This window comes from Pseudomonas sp. K8 (assembly GCF_014889455.1).
GTDB classification, from domain to species: domain Bacteria; phylum Pseudomonadota; class Gammaproteobacteria; order Pseudomonadales; family Pseudomonadaceae; genus Aquipseudomonas; species Aquipseudomonas veronii.
Map to the genome: position 1 here is coordinate 58,201 of NZ_VJWO01000025.1, position 17,330 is coordinate 75,530.

Here is a 17,330-nt window from a genome sequence, read left to right on the forward strand (position 1 = left end):
TGATTATTTAGTCGATTTCCCCAGCGCCTTGGCCACCAGTTGTTCATACAGTTCGGCATAGGGTTCGACCGCCTGGCACCAGTTGAACGGTTGGGTCATCGCCCGGCAGCGCATGGCATTGAGCAGGCCTGGGTAGGCGAACACTTTGAACGCACGGTTCAGGGCTTCGCGGTAGCTGTCCACGGTGGACTCGTTGAACAGGAACCCGGTGACGCCGTCTTCGATGGTGTCCGCCAGGCCGCCGGTGTTGCGCGCCACCGGCAGCGAGCCGAAGCGCTGCGCGTACATCTGGCTCAAGCCGCACGGTTCATAGCGCGACGGCATCAGCAGGAAGTCGCTGCCGGCAAACATGCGGCGGGCGTCGGTTTCGTTGAAGCCGATGCGTACACCGACCTGGCCCGGGAAGCGCAGCGCCAGTTCGCGCATGGCCTGTTCTTCTTCCGGCTCGCCACGGCCGATGATCGCGATCTGGCCGCCGTTCTCGACGATAAAGCTGGCGACCGCTTCGGTCAGGTCCAGGCCTTTTTGATAGACCAGCCGCGAGACCACGGCGAACAGCGGGCCGGTTGAGTCATGCAGGCCAAACAGGTTGCGCACGTGGGCGGCGTTGACTGCCTTGCCTTCCCAATCGCCGATATTGAAGTTGTGGGTCAGGTGCGTGTCGGTGGAGGCTTCCCAGCTTTCATCGATGCCGTTGGGAATGCCGCTGAGCAAGCCTTGCTGGGTCTTGCTGGCGAGGAAGCCGTCCAGACCGCAGCCGAATTCCGGGGTGGTGATTTCCTGGGCGTAGGTGGCGCTCACGGTGGTGATGTGGCTGGAGTAAGCCATCCCCGCCTTGAGGAACGACATCTTGCCGTAGAACTCCATGCCTTCCTGTTGCAGCGCATGGGGCGGAATGCCCAGCTCCGGCGTGGAGGCCAGGCTGACCACGCCCTGGTACGCCAGGTTGTGGATGGTGAACAGGGTCGGTGTGCGTGACCCACGCCAGTGCATATAGGCGGGGGCCAGGCCGGCGGGCCAGTCGTGGGCATGCACCAGGTCCGGGCACCAGTGGATCTGGGCGAGGTTGGCGGCCATGTCGGCAGCGGCCAGGCCCAGGCGCGCGAAGCGGATGTGGTTGTCCGGCCAGTCGCGGCCGTTGTTGGCGCCATAGGGCGTGCCTTCGCGCTCGTACAGTTCGGGGCAGATCAGTACATAGATAACCAGGCCATCCTTGAGGTCCATGCGCCCGATCTTGCATGGCGGCAGCGCGGCGTGGCCACCCAGTTCGCCGATGATATGGATCGGGTTGTCGCTTTCCATCACCTGCGGGTAACCGGGGATCAGCACACGCACATCGTGCAAGTGCCCCATGGCGCGGGGCAGGGCGGCGGAAACATCGCCTAGGCCGCCGGTCTTGACCAGGTCGGCAAATTCGGAAGTGACGAACAAGACTTTCTTTCGATTGGGGTTATGACTCACGACCGGCCGCACAGCATTGGGCAGATCGACCAACGATGTTGGCCCCCCTGCCGATTTACTAAAACGCTCTCCCTGAGTTTCTACTGCGGCACTGATCATAGTTCTCTCCCACATGTTGGTTGGCTAGTGGCCCGCTGCCACTAGCTCCGAAGACCGCTTCCTGCGGCCAGACGCACAAGCGCTATACAAACTGGCAAGGCTTGTGCCAGTTGCACGGTTAGCTGAAATAGATTGGATGGACGGGCATTCGGTCTGAACCGCTTATGCACGCCTTACCCTAAACCTGACCTACGGCAGAGTTTGAAAGTTTCGATTTTTTGCGGGGCTTTTGTTTTTGAACGGACCCATCGAGCTTGAGTCTAGGACAAATCCTAAAGACTGTAGGGTTTATGTGGAAATTTTGTAGGACAAAAAAACTTGTAACGATATGCGACGTTGGAACACGGTGTGGGCGCCTGGCGATCCGCGGACAGTGCGTAGCGAGGGCGCTCGGTCCGGTTGGTGGGCTGGCGCCCCGCTTCAGGGGCGTTTCGGGAGCAGGCGCCTCGTCACAGCAGTGCGCGTGCGCTGAATTGGTGCGTCAGCCGAGCACGCGAATGGGCGTGCCCGCGGCCCAAGCCTGGATATCGGCAATCATCTGCTGATAGAACTGCCGGTAATTCTGCTCGCTGACATACCCGACGTGGGGAGTGGCCAGCACGTTAGGCAAACGGCGCAACGGATGATCGACCGGCAGTGGCTCTTCGGCATACACATCCAGCGCTGCTCCCGCCAGGCGGCCGTTGCTCAAGGCCTCCAGCAACGCCGGTTCGTCCACGATCGGCCCGCGTGCCGTATTGACCAGGCGTGCCGTCGGCTTCATCCAGCCGAGCGCCTCGGCATCCACCAGCCCACGGCTACGCTCGCTGAGGACCAGGTGGATGGTGAGAATATCGGCCTGTGCGAACAAGTCGCGCTTGCTGACCCACGTCACCCCGGATTCCGCCGCGCGTTGCGGTGTAAGGTTTTCACTCCAGGCAATCACCCGCATCCCGAACACTTGGGCAAATTGCGCGACCTTCTGGCCAATGCTGCCCAGCCCCAGGATCCCCAGGGTCTGGCCATGCAGGTCGCCGCCCAGGCCCACCTGCCAGTGGCCGGCGCGCAGGGAATTGGCTTCGGCCAACAGGTTGCGCGTGGACGCCATGATCAACGCCCACGTCAGCTCCGGTGCCGCGTGTTTATAGCTGTCGGTGCCGCACACTTGGATACCCAGGGCTTTGGCGGCGGCAAGGTCGATGGCGGCGTTGCGCATGCCACCGGTCACCAGCAGCTTGAGGTTGGGCAGGCCTTGCAGCAACGGGCTATCGAAGGTCGAACGTTCGCGCATCACGCAGATCACGTCGAAGCCTTTCAGGCGCTCGACCATCGTGGCGGTGTCCGCCGGGTAATCATGCAGAAAATGCACCTGACCGAGCGCCGCCAGGGCTGACCAGTCCACCACATCACGGGCGACGTCCTGCCAATCATCAATGACTGCAATCTGTAGCGACATACGCGGGCGCCTCTTATAACGTTGGATTAAAGGTGGTCGAGCCCCTGCAGCAAGGCCTTGTGGAACTGCGCCGGTTCTTCCATCTGCGGTGCGTGACCCAGGCCGGGGAATTCCACCAGGGTGGCGCGGGGGATCAACTTGGCTACCTGTTTGCCCAGCACCGCGTAGTGCCCGATCTTTGCCTTCACCGCCGGCGGCGCGAGGTCTTTGCCGATGGCGGTGGTGTCGCTGGTGCCGATCAGCAGCAGCGTGGGCACCTGCAGGTCCTTGAACTCGTAGTACACCGGCTGGGTGAAGATCATGTCGTAAATCAGCGCCGAGTTCCATGCCACCTGGGTGTGGCCGGGGCCTTTGTTCATGCCGGCGAGCATGTGTACCCAGCGCTCGTATTCGGGCTTCCAGTGGCCGGCGTAGTAGGTGTCGCGCTCGTAGCTGCGGATGCCGTCGGCGCTCACCTGCAATTCGCGTTCGTACCATTGGTCGACGCTGCGATAAGGCACGCCGAGGGCTTTCCAGTCTTCCAGGCCGATCGGGTTGACCAGCGCCAGTTGCTCGGTTTGCTCTGGGTACAGCAGCGCGTAGCGGGTGGCGAGCATGCCGCCGGTGGAGTGGCCGAGCAGGGTGACCTTCTGAATGCCGAGTTTTTCCAGCAGTTGGTGGGTATTGATCGCCAGTTGCTGGAAGCTGTACTGGTAGCTGTCGGGCTTGCTCGAGGTGCAGAAGCCGATCTGGTCGGGTGCGATCACGCGGTAACCGGCGTCGCTCAGCGCCTTGATCGAACCCTCCCATGTGGCGCCGCAGAAGTTCTTGCCGTGCAGCAGCACCACGCTGCGACCGTTGGCTGTGCCGTTGGCCGGGATGTCCATGTAGCCCATGTGCAGGGATTTGCCCTGGGACTGAAAACGGAAGTGTTGAACCGGATAAGGGTATTGGAAACCCTGCAGTTCAGGCCCGTAGCTGGGGCCTTCGGTGGCGGCGAATACGGGCGCTGCGCCGGCGGCGAGCAGGCCGGCAACGCAAAAGGTGCGCAGTAGAGGCATGGCGGGGCTCCGAGTGGGGAGCTCGGATGCTGTTTGCAGGCGATTAAGTGGGGATTAACACCCAGTGCAGGGTCAGCGCGGCCAGCACGCCATAACGCACGCCCTTGGCCAGGGTCACCAGCAGCAAAAAGCGCCACAGCGGTTCGCGCATCACCCCGGCGATCAAGGTCAGCGGGTCGCCGATGATCGGCACCCAACTGAGCAATAACGTCCAATGCCCCCAGCGTTCGTAGTGGCGGCGCGCCTTGTCGAGTTGCCGGGCGTTGACCGGAAACCAGCGCCGCGCCTTGAAGTGCTCGATCGAGCGCCCCAGCAGCCAATTGACCAGCGAGCCGAGCACGTTGCCCAGCGTCGCAATGCCCAGCAGCCACCACAGGCTGTAATGCCCGCTGAGCAGCAGGCCCACCAGCACGGCTTCCGATTGCAAGGGCAGGAGGGTGGCGGCGCCGAACGCCGCAAAAAACAGCCCCAGGTAACCCGTCAGCATCGATCAGTGTGCCGGGTAGTCGGCCACCACCACATCTTTACCGTCGCGGGTCAGGCCGATGACTTGGTAGGCGTCGCCGTGGCCGTCCATTTCCATGCCGGGCGAACCCATGGGCATGCCCGGCGCGGCGATACCGAGCAGATCATCGCGCTTGCGCAGCGCCAACACGTGCTCGGCGGGTACGTGACCTTCGACGAACTTGCCGTCGATCACGGCGGTATGGCACGAGCCCAGGCGCGGCGCGACGCCGAGGCGTTGTTTGACCGCGCTCATATCGGTTTCAACGTGATCATTGACCTTGAAGCCGTGGCTTTCCAGATGGCGGATCCATTGTTTGCAGCAGCCGCAGTTGGCGTCGCGGTGTACGTCGATGGGGATCAGCTCGGCCGCCTGGGCCAGGCCGGTGGTCAACAGGGCTGAAAGCAGGGCCAGTCGCAATGGGGTTTTCATGGGGCGTCTCGCAAGTCAGAGAAGGTTGTGGGATGGGCGCTATCATGCCAGTTTACGTCCACCGCCAAACCCCCTTCAGGTGCTGGGTTGACCTGCGTCCCGTGGTTTCAGCGAAACTCGAACCGTTCGCTGTGCAGGTTGGCCGGTGGAATCCGGTGGGCGTTCATCAGCTCGCGAACCTTGACCAGCAAGCCTTTGGGGCCGCAGAAGCTGATATGCACTTTGTCGGGGTCGGTCTCGGCCACGGCTTGGCGCAGGGTGTCGGCCAAGCGTTCGAGGCCGCCGGCATTACTGACGAATTGCGCACCTCGTAAGCGGGCCATGGTCTGCACCTGTTCGGCCGGCGGGAAGGCGCGCGCGGGCGTGAAGCAATAGACCAGCGTGGCTTTGTCGAAGTCTTTGGCGGCTGGGTCTTGCAGCCAGGAAATAAACGGCGAAATACCCACACCGGCGCCGATCCAGATTTCCCGTTCGGCCTGCACGGCACGCTTGAAGCGCCCGTAAGGCGCATACAGATCGGCGCGCATGCCGACCTTGGCGCAGTCTGCCAGGGCGTTGGTGTAATCTCCCAACCCTCTGATCATGAACGCAATCTGCCCGTTTTCACGGTTGGCGCTGGCGATTGTGAAGGGGTGCGGCTCGCGCAACCCTTTGACCTGCATGGCCAGGAACGCGAATTGCCCGGCCTTGAAGTCAAACCCTTTGTGAATTGGCGCCAGTGTCAAATGCAACGCGCCGTTGGCGCGGTTGACGGCCGTCACCCGGTATTCGCCGGCACGCCCAACCCAGGGGTAAAGCACCAGTTTATAGAGGGCTCCGATGACGCCCAGGCTGCAGCACAAGGTCAACCAGACGCCCGATGGCGCGGTCAGGGTGATCGGCGATTTGAAACTCAGCCCGTGCAGGATCACGATCAGGAACAGCGGGCCAGACAACTTGTGCCACCAGCGCCAGACGTTGTAAGGAATGTTGCGGTTCAACGCCAACAGCACGATCAGGCCCAGCGCCACGTAGCTCAGTTGACGGACGAGGCGCGTCCAGTATTTGGGCAGCTCGAGGATGGGCACGCTGTTCCACACATCCAGGTTAGCTTTGAACACAAAGTGATACGTGGCGAACACCAGCGCCCAGATGCCCAACCACTTGTGTACTTCATAGACGCGATCCAGGCCGCCAAACACGTTCTCCACCACCGACCAGCGACTGGCCAGTACACAGGACGCCGCCATGTACACCAGCGCGCAAGTGCCGAGCAGCAAACTGAGGGTCGCTGAGGTCAGCCACGTCTTGACCGGTATATCCATGAGTAACGTCAACGTCGTGATCAGGAAGAGGACGACGAGGCAGTGACGGGTTTTCAACGGGTGCTCCTAGGGTTTCTTCGGGGGAGTGAATACTCATCTCACATTTTTAGGCTACCCGGTTACGTGAAGAGCGGCCTTGACGTCGGTCATGCGCAAGGGCTCAGGCCAACACCTGGCCCTCGCGCTGAAGTCGACTGAGGTTTTTCGCTCAGTTCTTGAAGGTCGAGTGTTTACGGCCCTGGTCGCACAAGGCGAACACCACCACCAGCAGTGCCGCAATCGCGAGGATAATCACCACCCCGCCTGTGGCGTGGGTCGGTGACGCGGCCACCAGGGACAAGGCTCCCAGCGGTGCCAGGCCGCCGGCGATAGCGGTGCCGATTTCGCGGCCGGTGCCGAAGCCCGAGGAGCGCGTCTGGGTCGGGAATTGACGGCTTAAGAACGAGCCCTGGGGCGCGAACATCATGGGAGCGAGCAGGCCGGTGCCGACGCCGATGGCAATGTAGATCATCAGGCTGTCGCCAGTGTCGAGCAGGGCCAGGAACGGGTAGGCAAACAACAGCGAGCAGACGCCGCCGAGTACCAGCACTTTTTTGCTGCTCCATTTGTCGCACAGCCAGCCGAAGCACGGCACCGCGACGATGGCGATAAGGCTGGCAATGGTCACCGACAGCGACGTGACGTGTACATCGACGCCTTTGAATTGAGTCAGGTAGGCCAGGGAAAACGTCTTGAAGATATAGCTCAGGGCGTTGTAGCCAATGGCTACGAAGAACACCACCGCCAACCCCTTGAGATCGTTCTTGAACAGCGCTTTGAGCGGCGAAGGCTTGGCGACCTTGGGTGCCTGGCTCAGCTCCTTGAACTCCGGGGTTTCCGGAATGCTGTTGCGCACCCACAGGCCGACGCCCACCAACGCGATACTGCAGATGAACGGGATACGCCAGCCGCCTGCCAGCATGAAGTCGTTGCCATTGATGGTCAGCAGGTACACGGTCAATGACGACAGGAGCAGGCCCAGGTTCAGGCCCAACGCCGGCCAGGCGCCCTGGCTACCGCGCTTGCCTTCCGACGCGTGCTCGTAGGAAGTGACCGCCGCGCCCGACAACTCGGCCCCGGCGCCCAGGCCCTGGATGATCCTGATGAACACCAGGATGATCGGCGCCCAGATGCCGATGGAGGCATAGCTGGGGATCAGGCCGATCAGCGTGGTACACACGCCCATCATGCAGAAGGTCAATACCAGCACCTGTTTGCGGCCGAACTTGTCGCCCAGGTAGCCGAACAGAATGCCGCCGAAGGGGCGGGCGATAAAGCCGATGGCGAAGGTGGAAAAGGCCATGAGCGAGGCGGTTTTCGGGTCGCTGTTGTCGAAGAAGATCTTCGAGAACACGATGGCCGCCATGGTGGCGTACAGGTAAAAGTCGTACCACTCCAGCATCGATCCGAAGATCGTGGCGGCGGCGACTTTGCGCAGGCGTTTTTTGCTTTGTGCCGGCGTTTCCGGGGCAGCGGTATGCGGTGTTGCCGTCATTCTGTACTTCCTTCTGAGTCATTATATTTATTGTCAAAGTGACGCTTGTGGCGATGGCCCGGGAAGGGCCGGGGATGCGGTGTCAGCCGGGTGTGAACATGCGATCGGCGATCATTTCGCCGATGGGAATCGCCGAGGTGGCGGCGGGTGAGGGCGCGTTGCAGACATGGAGCATGCGGGGCGTCTGGGCGAACAGAAAGTCGTGGACCAGGCTGCCGTCGCGCATCACGGCCTGGGCGCGGATGCCTGCTTCATAGGGCAACAGATCTTCGCGGTTCAACGACGGGCAGTACTTGCGGCATTGCTCCAGGTAGCCGGACTTGAACAGTGAGTTTTTCATCTCGACGCTGCCCGAACCCAGGTTCTGCCAGAGGGTTTTCCAGAAACCGGGGAAGCTGGCGTACTGCGCCACGTCGCGCCAGTTGATCGAGAACTTGCGGTAGTTCTCCCGGCCCAGGCCCAGCACGGCGTTGGGGCCGACCGTGATGCTGCCGTCGATCATCCGCGTCAGGTGTACGCCGAGGAACGGCAGTTCCGGGTCCGGAATCGGGTAGATCAGGTGGTTGACGAGGTTGTTCTTCGAGGCCGGCAGGCGGAAGTATTCGCCGCGAAAGGGAATGATCTGGTGGTCGATCTTGACTCCGGCCATCGTCGCCAGCCGATCCGACTGCAGGCCGGCGCAGACCATCAGGTGCCTGGCTTGCCAGGCTTCGCCGCGGGTGTTGACGGTGACCTTGTCGGTGTCTTCCGAAATGGCGGTGACGGTGCGCTCCAGGCAGATCTCACCGCCTTGTCGGCGAATCACCTGGGCCATGGTTTCGCAGACTTCGCGGTAATCGACAATGCCGGTCGCATCGAGAAACAAGCCGCCCAGACCGATGATGTTGGGCTCGCGCTGGCGCAGTTGGTCGGCGTCCAGGCGTTCGACCTTCAGCTCATTCAACTGCGAGCGCGCATAAAGTGCCTCCATGCGCTGCATTTCCAGGGGCGTGGAGGCCACCAGCAACTTGCCGCACACCTCGAACTTGATCCCGTGTTCGCGGCAAAACCGTTTGGTGGCCTCGGCGCCGCGTTTGCACAGATCGGCCTTGAGGCTGCCGGGGGCGTAGTAGATGCCGGCGTGAATTACTCCGCTGTTATGCCCGGTCTGGTGCTTGGCCAGCGAGGCTTCTTTTTCCAGGATCACCAGTGAGGCGTTGGGCTGGCGTTTGAGCAGCTCCATCGCAGTGGCCAGGCCGACGATGCCACCGCCGATGATGCAGAAGTCGTAAATCATGGTTTGGAGTACCTAAGGGTTGCACATTTCAGTCTGCTTATCAGGTTGTCAGACTAATGTTTTTGTTAAAAAAATGGCGTGCCTGAGGCACGCTGCACAAAGCTTGGATCATTCAATTCGTGGCAGGCAGCTCAAGTTGCAGGCGTTTGGCCGCTGCGCGCAGGTGCGCTTCGGCATTGGCTGCGGCCGCTTGGGCATCACCGTCGGCGATGGCCTGGTAAAGCGCCTGGTGTTCCTGGGTGGCGTCGGCCGAGCCACTGGCAAAACGCGACGCCGAGTTTTCCCAGGCGGTTTTGCGCGCACTGGCCAACTGGCTGCGCAGAAAGTCGTGGAAGGCGACAAAGTAGTCATTCTTGCTGGCTTCGGCGATGGCGCGATGAAACTCGACATCGGCGAGGGCGGCGGCCTCGAAGTCGGCGCGCTGGTCGTGCATTTCCTGCAGCGCCTTCTGCATGCGCTGCAGGTCGTCGGCATCACGGCGTTGGGCGGCGATCGAGGCGGCCTGGGTTTCGATCCACAGGCGCACTTCGAACATCTGCGCCAGGTCCGGACGACGACCGTTTTTTTCCGGGAAGCGAAACACCGTACCCGCAGGGGTTTGCGAGATAAATGAGCCCAGGCCACGCTTGGCTGTCAGCACACCGTCGGCCTTGAGTTGGGCAATCGCTTCGCGCACCACTGAGCGGCTGACGTTCAGTTGTTCAGCCAGTTGCTGTTCAGTGGGCAAACGCGACTCGGGCGCCAATTGGCCAGAATCGATTTCGGCGCGGATGGCGCTGACAACCCGTACAACGAGCGAGTCAGGGCGCTGGAGCTCAAGCATGGAAAAAACCTTGGTAGTCAGGTTGTCAGACAATAGAGGTTACGCTTTTGCCTTGTCAAGATGTTGCCGGAGATGTTTGCAGGCTGTCCGGTCGTTGGGTCGATAGGCTTGCCGTCGAGACTAAGGCGCATCGCGGCCGTGCGGAAGCTCGACGGTATGTTGGCTTATTCGACGAAGGCGGGGTTTTCCAAGCGTTGCTTGAGCTGGTCCAGCGCAACCGTGGACAGCTCCACCATGCGCTCGTGCAAGCCGGCCAGTTGCAGTTCGGTTTCATAGGTCAACACGCGCTTGAACAGCGTGCCGTCACGACAGGCGTGCAGGCTGTAGTGAATCGAGCCGTCGACGGCCAGGGAGGTGAATACCGCCTTGAATTCTTCCGGCGGCCGGGCGATCTGCACGCGGTAACTCATTGGCACCCGCACGCCCAGCAGGTCGATCACCTCGGTAAAGCGCGTGCCGGCGGAGAGTGAACCGGTGGTGCCGGTGTCGGCACTGAGGGAGGTCGGGTGCCATTCGTGCCAGCGATCGGGCTGGGTTACATAGTTGTAGACAGCCTCGATAGGCGCTTGGATAAAGCGTTCCTGACTGATCCGCTCCAGGCGGACCGACTGCTCGACAGCGCGCATGGAACACCTCCTGTGTGGTGAAACTCTGCACCCGGAGCTGTCAGGATAGACCTACTCCCATGCATTGCACGGGAGTGTCTCATAAATTTATCACTGCACCTTGAAGCGGCTCATCAGCGCGATCACCCAGGCATTGGCGTTGAGCAGGCTTTGCGTATTGGTTTCAGTGGCATGGCCGCTTTGCACCCGCTCTTCGACCATATGTCGGATATGGACCATGCTGCGGTTGATCCACTCGGTCACAGCGCTTTGCTGCTCGGCAGCCGTGGCGTTCTGGGTGCTGAGGTTGTTGATATGGCTGACCGGCTGGCGTGTGAAGGGTGTACTAGAGACCGTCCCCCTGAGCACTGAGATCAAATCGGTAACTTTTCCTAAGCGGTTTACCCATTTCTTCGGTCAAACCGTTCTCAGTGAAGGGTTTTGGATTAATGGTGCTTGGTGGCGTGGCGGGGTCGTTATCGAGGTCAAAAGGTTCTGCATCGCTGGGCAGGCCAACGACTTGGTGTTCTAAATGCGGGACGACGTCCGTTCTGCCTGATTCCCGACGTTGGGTACTCTCACCCGCCAGGAACGTGCCGGTGGCGCCATTGTAGGCATGCCCAATCTCGTGAAAGAGGCCGGTTACGGGAAACCCTGTATAGGTACCGTCAGCTCGCTCCCGGGTAGACTGGGGGTCATAAAAAATGTAGGCACTATTGGCGCCCAAACCGGCCACACCATTTTGGATGATTCCCTGCTCCGATGGGGTGAGAGCTTCGTATGCCTCAGGTGTCAGCTCGTCCTGATCAGTTCTCCCGAAAACGTATGACGTGTTGCCCGAGTCACCTCGTTCGATGGTGACTTTGCCGCCGTTCAGCACGGCGAGTTCATCCATTTTGGCAAGGGTCTGTTGGCCTAGCGGCGAACTGCGCAGGAATTCGAGGTCGTCGGTTACCCGTTGTTTGAACTCCAGGTGCCCGTCTTTCACGATGAACGCCTGCTCGCCGGCGTTGCTGGGTTTGACCTCGGTGAAAGCCGAGCCTTGGGTACGGTCGAAATGATCACTGGCGTTGGCGTAGATACGGTCCTTGCGCTGATTATTCAAAATGGTGTCGTGGCCTTTCCCTGTATAGAAGGTGGTACTGTCACGCCCTATAAGAAGGTCATCGTCATTGCCGCCATGTGAAACCGTATGCCCGCTGCCTGAGACGAGTACATCTTCGTTGTCGCCACCGTCCAGATAACTCTGCTTGGTGGTGGGACCGTCGCCGGCAATGAGCAGGTCCATGCCCTTATTGCCATACATCACGGCATGGCCGCTTCCCCCAAGGATGGTGTCGTCGCCGTCATTGCCCTCGGCATAGCCGAGACCACTGCCCAGTTGCAGGAAGTCCTTGCCGTTCCCGCCATAGAGTCTGCTCCGGCCGCCGCCTGCCCGGATGTAGTCGTTGCCATCGCCCCCTTCAACGTCAACACGAAGCTTGACGTCATCGTCGATTATTACCGTGTCATCGCCCCCTTGGGTCTCGATCCAGAGGTGCTGCTCCGGGCCCTGTTTTTCTTTGATGTCGAAAAAATAGGGCTTGTCGTTGATCAGGATTTGCAGCTTGTCGCCGGGCCAACTGCGTACATGGATACGGTCCGAATGGTTACCGCTTTCCACGAAAAGCCAACTGCTCTTAATCTCCGGTTTTTCGGGGTCCGATGTATTCCAGTCAATGAGTCGACTGATTGTCACGTCGCCGTCAGTGTGCAGCGGGTGTTTTCTGAGGTTGTTGCCGTCTGGCGTCAGATCGGATGGGGGATCGTAAGGCGAGGGTTTATCGCGAGGGGCAGGTTGTGGCGTGTGGGTATGAGTGGCTGCGAAATAAACGAGAGGAAATAGCATCGGCGGGGCCTTCACATTCAATGAGATGAGCATCTGATTGCGCATCAGGGCTGCCCATTCCGTGGTGGGTTGGCTGAAAGTGTTCCGCAGGATGGCGAGAAGCTTGGTGCAAAATGTTTCGTGCCGGCGGTGATCGGCGGGCCAAACGCGCCCTTTGAAGGCAGGTGGATAAGCGACGGCTTGAGCGGTCTCGCTCTGCGCAGGGAGAGCGAGACGCACGTGTGATCAGCGGTGGTAGTAACCCGGGCCGCCACCGTAGTAACGGTGGTCATGCCAGCCACCACCGTGTGGGAAAATGATGCAGCCGCTCATGCTCAGGATGATCAACAAGGGAATCAGCAGTGTGATTCGACGGAACATTTCAAAATCCTCTAGGGTACTCATAGATTGAATCAGGCGACGGGCAAGCCAAAGTTTTTCATCGCCTGTAACATGAGACCCTGCCGACCCGATTCCATCCCCGCCAGCGGGTATGTATTTGGCATGTTCGGCGATACAAAGTGGATACATTCTCAAGGTTCAGGAACCCGTCATGACGCAAAAGCAACGTTTGAAATACTCGATTCTGATCTCCCTGGTCGTACTGGGGACGATGTTTGGCCTGTCCTACTTGCAGAACACCGGGGTTATCAGCGAAAAAACGTTCCAGTACATCGCCATTGCGGTGGCGGTCACCGTGGTCGTGATCAACGGTGTGATGCGGCGCAAGGTCAAGCCCAACTTCTGATTCAACTGCGTGGGTCAGGCGCGGCCTTCGAGTACTTTGGCAGCCTCTTCATGGAGGCTGTAGCTTTTGTCGGCATTGAGGGTGATCACGCCCTCGCTGCACAGGCGCTTGAGTACCTCGCGCACGCTGAGAAACGACAATGGGATGCCCAGCTCCAGCAAATGGCTGTGTACCCCGCGTACCCCAAGGGTGCGCTGGTTGTCGGCGGCGGTGAGGAGGGCGTCGATGACCTTCAGCCGGATCAGGCTGGTGCGCAAACCAAAACACTTGAGCAAATGGCGGATGCGCTGATTGCCGTGCTGTTCAGGTGCGCTGCCGAACGCTTGGGCGCCTCTGCCATGAGCGGCCTCGGCGGTCGGTGAATGTCCGTCCGTGGGCAGTTGCGAGTTGTACATGCAAAAACTCCTTATCAGAGCCTGATCAGGAAAATGATGGCGCTGTTACCTAATAAGACGAACGAGCGATGCAAATCATGAAGTGCCGGATGTAGAAAATTTGTCGGTATCCGCTTTGTGACATTGCAATCGCTCTGGATAGACGTCTTCTGGCTGCTGTTCCCGTCACACCGGCCACACTTCGCCGGCGAAAATCTGCAGGTCGCCGGTCAAGTCATCCGCAGGGGTGAGGGTGCCCGAGGGGCCGGGGCGTGGGTCTGCCGAGCGAACGCCGTAGTTAACGCGTCCGGCTCTTCCATATACGGCGATGCCGGTGGCGCCGGTCAATTCGGAGAGGCCCAGCACATTCTGGGTGGTATTGAGATGATGGCGCCCTACCAGGGCAACCCACTTGTCCTCGCCTGCGTGTTGCTCGATGGTGCGGGTGGCGTAGTAGTTGAACTCTTCGAGTCGTCGTTTGGCCTGCTCAGGCGTCTTGATGGGGCCGCCGAACAGGTGGCGTTCGTCGTTGTGCCGCGTCAGGTAAAAATGGTCAAGCGGTACGATTTCGATCCCGTTGTCTTCGAATTTCTTCAACAGTTCGCCCAGGGTCGGGCGTTGGTTGGGAGGGCGGTATATGAGCCCGATCCGGCCCATGCCATCGTCTTTCCAGCGCATGATTTTGTCGTACACCAGGCCTTCGACGAATAGCTTTTTTACCTTGTTTTGAACAAACACATCGACGTTGTCATACAAAGTTCGGAAAGCCGCCAAGCTGCTGTGGGATTCGCCGAATACCAGGCCAGGCGCCGTGCGAAAAGCATCGGCAATCACATCGCTCGTTTTCTTTGGCGCGGGAATGTTTGGAAACTCGGGGCGAGGGGGCAGCCCGTTTGCGGCCATGTGCGTATAAAAATCGCGCATTTCCTGGGCAAATTTCTCATGGGTTGCCTGCTTTCTGCTGGGGGTGAAATGGCCCTCGATAGGGCGGCCACGAATGCTGCTCACGTACTCGGCGTCGGGCAAATGGTCGATTTTACGCACCGGCTCGACTGGCAGCCCAGCCGGCGGTTGACTGAGTGGCGGACGTGACGGTCGGCTCAACGGGTTGAAGCGATGATCACGAGCCGATCGCCCCGGGTGTTGGGCCGTGGGTGAGGGCGGCATCAGCGTATGGACAGGGGTGAATGCGTCGAGTGCGGGCCCATAAGGCTGCATGGCGTCTGAATCGAAGGCATACCATTTACCGTGTTGGCGTATGGCCGAGCCTTCCACTTGCTGCGTACCCACCTGTAAAACGCCTGTTGCGGCGGCCTCGTAACGTTGGCTGGCGATGACCAGCGACTGGCCGTTGGCCGTGCCGCGCAGCTTGCGGATGCCTTGCGCGCTGGCGCTGATGCCATCCGTGACAAGTCTGCCCGCACCCACCGCCAGGTCAACGCTGCCACTCAACGGGTTGAAGGCGTTGAGTGCGGTGACCCCGAGGATTTTGCCGCCACGCGCCAAGGCACCCAGGGTTGAACCCGCGTTTGTCACTGCCTTGCCGAGCTTTGCGGTAGCGCCCAACCCGGCCGTCACAAAGCCAAATATATCCAGCGCCAGGTCAATCGCGCCGTCCTTGTAGTGACCGTTGCGCAAGTGGGTGATCGCCGAGCGGAGGGGGATCAGGTTCAATAATGCGTCCGTTGTTGAACTGACCCATTCGCGTCGCGCCTCGTCCGGGGTTTCGCCTGCGGCGTATCGCTTGACGGCAGGGTCATCAAACCCCAGCGCCTTGATCAGTGCGTCGGCGATGTAGTGGGTTCGCGGACTTTGGAACGTGTTGAAGGTGGGGTATTGCGGTTCCTTTTCTTCGGCGTCGTAGTTGTGGGTTGAGCGATTGGGATGAAACGCTTCGATTTTGTTGACTTCGTCCGACACGTATTGGTGGGGCCGGCTGATCCTGCCCTGGTCAACCTTGGAGATGATGCCGGTTGTGGTATCGAATTCGTATGTCTGATGGCTGTTTTGGTATTCGCTGTGTACGAGGATCTTTGGGCTGGTGTGGAAGAGCTTGTCTTGGGCGAAAGGAATCAAGCTGGTGCGGTAATCGTTTTCCTTGAAAAAACTGATTTTTCCATAATTGAGGCGTGTTCGATCTGCCAACGGCAGGCGGTCAATGGCACTGATGAGTGAGTATTTTTTTACCTGTTTGATAGTGTCCAACGCGTTGGTGAATGCCGTGTCGAACGCCTGCGGGATATTGAAAGACGGGCTTCGGGTGAACTGCGCAAACGCCTCAAGATCGATGTCGGCGCGCGCGCCTCTGACCAGCCAGCTCTGCGCGTCGATTTCCAGCCCCTGCTGAGTGATGTCGAGCATCGAATAGGCTTGGCTGAAGCGCGGGGCCTTGGGGTCGTTGGATTTATAGTTGATGTGCAACACGCGATCCTCAAAGTCATCGCGTTCGCCGAAGGTGGCTTTCAGCAGATCCAGCGCCATCTGTTTGCGGCTGGGCAGTGTCGCGCCGACTTCTTTGGACGCGGCGCTCAATTCGCTGTGTTGGGTATTGAAGGCTTCGCGGGTGTACTCGATTTCTGCGTTGTTGTACGCCGCATCGTCTTTGGCGTAGAGAAAACCGTTCACCACGCCCCAATCGATCAAGGCGGCCTTCTGCGCCGCTTCACCCGCCGGTGCTATTGAGTCGGCATGGCGCATGACTTCGGCAAAATCCATGTGCATTGCCTTGCCGGGTGCCTGGGCTTCAATCGCAGCCACGGCGATGCACAAGTTGGCCCATGCCTGGCTGCCGTACACCACCGTGGCGGGAATATCCTTGACCAGATATTGCGGCGCCACCCGTGCCAGCAGCAACCTGGCGCCGAGATCCGCGCTAGCGAGGGAAGTCTTGCCGCTGTCGCTCAGGTGTTTGGCCAGTGCGCTGATCACACTGGCTGGCGACATGCCCCAGTGACTGTCGGCAGCGAGGTTGAAGCCCGCGACGATATTTCTGCCAGGCTGTTCGATGGATTCGGGGTCCAGCCCCAAGTGGATCGCGCTCAGTACATAGTCGTTTGCGCTGGTATCGGTCGCGATGCCGCCGACTTTGGCCTGTATCGCCTGGCCCAGCTCCTGCGCCTTGGGGGTATCGAGGAGTTTCTCCAACGCCTTGGCCGGGTCCTGTAGCTCGGTACCGGATAGCGGATTACCTTCCAGCAGATACCCCAATGCTCCGCGCCGAGCGTCGAAAAGGGGCAGGCCCGGCAGTTTCTCGGTGTTGTCGGCAACGACGTCGCGCACCACGCGCTGGTGTTCCACGCTCAGCGGCAATGCCCAACTGAGCCCGCCGCCCAAGTTGCCCAATGGGTGCGACAACGAATGATTGATCAGTGCGTCGGCCATGTCGAAAAGGTCTTCACGCGTGGCCGGAATGTACGTGCCGTGGTGTGTGATGAAACGCTCAAGGCTGATTTTCTGCGGCGATTGATGCTGAAGCGCCGAGTCTGGATCGACGTCCATCAGGGTTTCTTGCAGTGCGCGCAGCACTGCTTCGGCGCTGGCTTGCGGTGCCAGTGACTGGGCGGCCTGCTTGAGTTGGCGGGCGAGTGTTTGCAGGTTGCGCCTGTGCGCCAATGCGGTTTTGAGGGCCCGGCGGTTGTCATTGCTGTCGACTTCTTGCTCTGTAGGCGGGTCTGCGACCGGAGCCATGTCGTCGGTCGCTAAAGCCGTGGGCAGCAGCGGGTAAACAGGTTGCTGGGACGAGCCGGAGGTTAGGGTGACGGATGTCATGCTGAGTACCTTCTTTCACACGGTGAGGCAGTCCTTGCCGACGAACGCCTTTGTATGAA

Annotated in this window: 15 protein-coding genes and 1 pseudogene; 1 reads left to right on the forward strand and 15 read right to left on the reverse strand. The window is 60.2% G+C overall.

Annotated features, from left to right (window positions below):
- Nucleotides 1-3 precede the first annotated feature (3 nt).
- The 13 genes and pseudogenes from glgA to INT12_RS31670 all read right to left on the reverse strand — a co-directional run bounded on the left by glgA (nt 4) and on the right by INT12_RS31670 (nt 12,762).
- Nucleotides 4-1,560, reverse strand: a complete 1,557-nt coding sequence (gene glgA, locus INT12_RS17655) for a glycogen synthase GlgA (RefSeq protein WP_079443969.1) — start codon at nt 1,558-1,560, stop codon at nt 4-6.
- Nucleotides 1,561-2,041: 481 nt separating this feature from the next.
- Complete coding sequence (locus tag INT12_RS17660; RefSeq protein WP_017846391.1) at nt 2,042-2,995, reverse strand: D-2-hydroxyacid dehydrogenase family protein; 954 nt, start codon at nt 2,993-2,995, stop codon at nt 2,042-2,044.
- Nucleotides 2,996-3,021: 26 nt separating this feature from the next.
- Nucleotides 3,022-4,035, reverse strand: a complete 1,014-nt coding sequence (locus INT12_RS17665; RefSeq protein WP_193040346.1) for an alpha/beta fold hydrolase — start codon at nt 4,033-4,035, stop codon at nt 3,022-3,024.
- Between the two features lie 43 nt (nt 4,036-4,078).
- A complete protein-coding gene (locus tag INT12_RS17670; RefSeq protein ID WP_017846389.1) occupies nt 4,079-4,522 on the reverse strand; it encodes a YqaA family protein in 444 nt (147 codons plus the stop codon).
- Nucleotides 4,523-4,525: 3 nt separating this feature from the next.
- On the reverse strand, nt 4,526-4,972 hold the full coding sequence (locus INT12_RS17675; protein ID WP_017846388.1) for a DUF411 domain-containing protein: 447 nt from the start codon (nt 4,970-4,972) through the stop codon (nt 4,526-4,528).
- Nucleotides 4,973-5,079: 107 nt separating this feature from the next.
- Nucleotides 5,080-6,333, reverse strand: a complete 1,254-nt coding sequence (locus tag INT12_RS17680) for a ferric reductase-like transmembrane domain-containing protein (RefSeq protein ID WP_057004596.1) — start codon at nt 6,331-6,333, stop codon at nt 5,080-5,082.
- A 151-nt stretch (nt 6,334-6,484) separates the two neighbouring features.
- Nucleotides 6,485-7,810 (reverse strand): MFS transporter, encoded by a 1,326-nt coding sequence (locus INT12_RS17685; protein WP_046383588.1) that lies wholly within the window; start codon nt 7,808-7,810, stop codon nt 6,485-6,487.
- Nucleotides 7,811-7,892: 82 nt separating this feature from the next.
- Nucleotides 7,893-9,086, reverse strand: a complete 1,194-nt coding sequence (lhgO, locus tag INT12_RS17690; protein WP_193040345.1) for an L-2-hydroxyglutarate oxidase — start codon at nt 9,084-9,086, stop codon at nt 7,893-7,895.
- 112 nt (nt 9,087-9,198) lie between these two features.
- Nucleotides 9,199-9,909 (reverse strand): FadR/GntR family transcriptional regulator, encoded by a 711-nt coding sequence (locus tag INT12_RS17695; RefSeq protein ID WP_017846384.1) that lies wholly within the window; start codon nt 9,907-9,909, stop codon nt 9,199-9,201.
- 164 nt (nt 9,910-10,073) lie between these two features.
- Nucleotides 10,074-10,535 (reverse strand): SRPBCC family protein, encoded by a 462-nt coding sequence (locus tag INT12_RS17700; RefSeq protein WP_017846383.1) that lies wholly within the window; start codon nt 10,533-10,535, stop codon nt 10,074-10,076.
- Between the two features lie 90 nt (nt 10,536-10,625).
- Nucleotides 10,626-10,838 (reverse strand): annotated as a pseudogene (locus INT12_RS17705) (methyl-accepting chemotaxis protein); the annotation flags it as partial.
- A gap of 22 nt (nt 10,839-10,860) precedes the next feature.
- Nucleotides 10,861-12,621 (reverse strand): M91 family zinc metallopeptidase, encoded by a 1,761-nt coding sequence (locus INT12_RS17710; RefSeq protein ID WP_319017412.1) that lies wholly within the window; start codon nt 12,619-12,621, stop codon nt 10,861-10,863.
- 6 nt (nt 12,622-12,627) lie between these two features.
- Nucleotides 12,628-12,762 carry a hypothetical protein gene (locus INT12_RS31670; protein ID WP_017846380.1) on the reverse strand — a complete coding sequence of 45 codons (135 nt, stop codon included), beginning with the start codon at nt 12,760-12,762 and terminating at the stop codon, nt 12,628-12,630.
- A gap of 172 nt (nt 12,763-12,934) precedes the next feature.
- On the opposite strand from INT12_RS31670, the gene INT12_RS17715 reads away from it, so the two are divergent.
- On the forward strand, nt 12,935-13,129 hold the full coding sequence (locus INT12_RS17715) for a hypothetical protein (protein ID WP_017846379.1): 195 nt from the start codon (nt 12,935-12,937) through the stop codon (nt 13,127-13,129).
- A gap of 14 nt (nt 13,130-13,143) precedes the next feature.
- Here INT12_RS17715 and INT12_RS17720 read toward each other — a convergent pair whose 3' ends face one another.
- Both INT12_RS17720 and INT12_RS17725 read right to left on the reverse strand, forming a co-directional pair.
- Nucleotides 13,144-13,524, reverse strand: a complete 381-nt coding sequence (locus INT12_RS17720) for a hypothetical protein (RefSeq protein ID WP_017846378.1) — start codon at nt 13,522-13,524, stop codon at nt 13,144-13,146.
- 165 nt (nt 13,525-13,689) lie between these two features.
- Nucleotides 13,690-17,271 carry a membrane-targeted effector domain-containing toxin gene (locus tag INT12_RS17725; RefSeq protein WP_193058950.1) on the reverse strand — a complete coding sequence of 1,194 codons (3,582 nt, stop codon included), beginning with the start codon at nt 17,269-17,271 and terminating at the stop codon, nt 13,690-13,692.
- Nucleotides 17,272-17,330 lie beyond the last annotated feature (59 nt).